Here is a 1,649-nt window from a genome sequence, read left to right on the forward strand (position 1 = left end):
TTTAAACAAAAAGCGCGTTGCAATCACCTGTTTTGAAGCCAATGTATGCATGTGTCATAGAGGACAACTCGCATTAGCTCTCACTCAATTGCCTGATTGGAAATATGAAATTAAGCACATCTAAAAAATAAACTTACAGATTTTTTACATATGGGGGTGCTTCTCTTCACAAATGGCTCCTAGCCCCCCCCTTCCTAACAACTTTCAAGTAATGCGTGATTCACGCCACATGTGAATTGCATCTCAATGTAAGGAGAAAAGATATGGCACCTCGTAAAGCTATCATAACGCAAGCAGACATTGCACGAGCTTTAAGAGAAGCAAAAAAGCAAAAATGCGAACTCATAGAAATCAAACCTACCGGTGAACTGCTTATCTATCTTAAAGCAGATATTCCAATACCAAATTCAGTTAGCCACCCAGACAAACTTTTAGATTTGTCAAAGAATGAATATTACGAAACCGCACTCTCTAAGATGTAAAATACCATGCCTAAACCACGTCCTCCTCATCTCGTTAAACAAATTACTCAACATGGCAAAATTGTATGGTATGTACGTATTGGTCATGGNTTATACTTCCTAAATCAAAAACCGGTAAACTTGTTGAAGGGTCATTTGCATGGCTGCTTAAACAATACTTTAACAGCGTTCATTGGCATAGCCTTGCTAAAGCTACGAAAAGACAAAGAGAACTTATCCTTATGAAGGTATGTGATGCTATAGGAAACATTCCATACAGAGAAATAAAGAAATCACATATTACAGCGGGTGTTGAACGCCGCAAAGAAAAACCAACAGCTGCCCAAAATTTTCTAAAAGCACTTAATGGACTTTTTAATTGGGCGATCGATCAAGAACTTCTGGAGAATAACCCAGCTTTAGGAATAAAAAGACCTCCTCTCAACAACAAAGATGGATTTGCTGTTTGGACAGAAGAAGATGTTGAAAAATATTATCACCATTGGTCACATGGTTCACATGAACGCGTCTGGATTGATGTTCTTCTTTACACGGGTTTGCGTCGTGGTGATGCGGTCCGCATTGGTTGGAACGATGTCAAAGATAATATCATTCATCTCAAGACAGAGAAAAGTAAATTCCAAACAGATGTTTTTCTACCCATTTTGCCTGAATTAGCAGAAACTCTAAAAATTGGTCCTATTGGAAATGAAACATTCATTTGCGGAAAAAACGGAAATAAACTCGTAAAAGAAAGTTTTGGCAACCTTTTTCGTGAGGCTTGTAACGTAGCGGGAATCAAAAAATCAGCACATGGCTTAAGAAAATTAGCAGCAACACGCGCCGCTAATTCAGGTGCAACAGTATCACAACTCAAGGCAATTTTTGGATGGACCGACGACAACATGGCATCTCTTTATACAAAAAGCGCAGATCGCAAAAGGCTAGCTATAGAAGCGATAAAAAAGCTCCAAAAAAAATGAGGGATAGTGCTATAAAAAACATTAATGGAATCAATAATGATAAATTTCCCCCATATCGCAATAACTCATTTATTTTATTTAAAATTATTGAAACTCTTTTGGGCACCATTTTATTTCTTAAATATATTGAAATATATAGATTTTTTCTTTAAACAGCCATTTTCAGACCACCTTTTAGACCACCTTCTACAGTTTATATAATTTT

Annotated in this window: 2 protein-coding genes; both read left to right on the forward strand. The window is 36.9% G+C overall.

The window, feature by feature from the left end:
* Nucleotides 1-263: 263 nt before the first annotated feature.
* Nucleotides 264-482: a hypothetical protein gene (locus ACFIK1_RS01855; protein ID WP_375618906.1), complete on the forward strand. Its 219-nt coding sequence runs from the start codon at nt 264-266 to the stop codon at nt 480-482.
* 65 nt (nt 483-547) lie between these two features.
* Complete coding sequence (locus ACFIK1_RS01860; protein ID WP_375661954.1) at nt 548-1,444, forward strand: tyrosine-type recombinase/integrase; 897 nt, start codon at nt 548-550, stop codon at nt 1,442-1,444.
* The last annotated feature ends 205 nt before the right edge of the window (nt 1,445-1,649 follow it).

Source organism: Bartonella sp. OC16QHHD (assembly GCF_042194035.1).
Lineage (GTDB): Bacteria > Pseudomonadota > Alphaproteobacteria > Rhizobiales > Rhizobiaceae > Bartonella.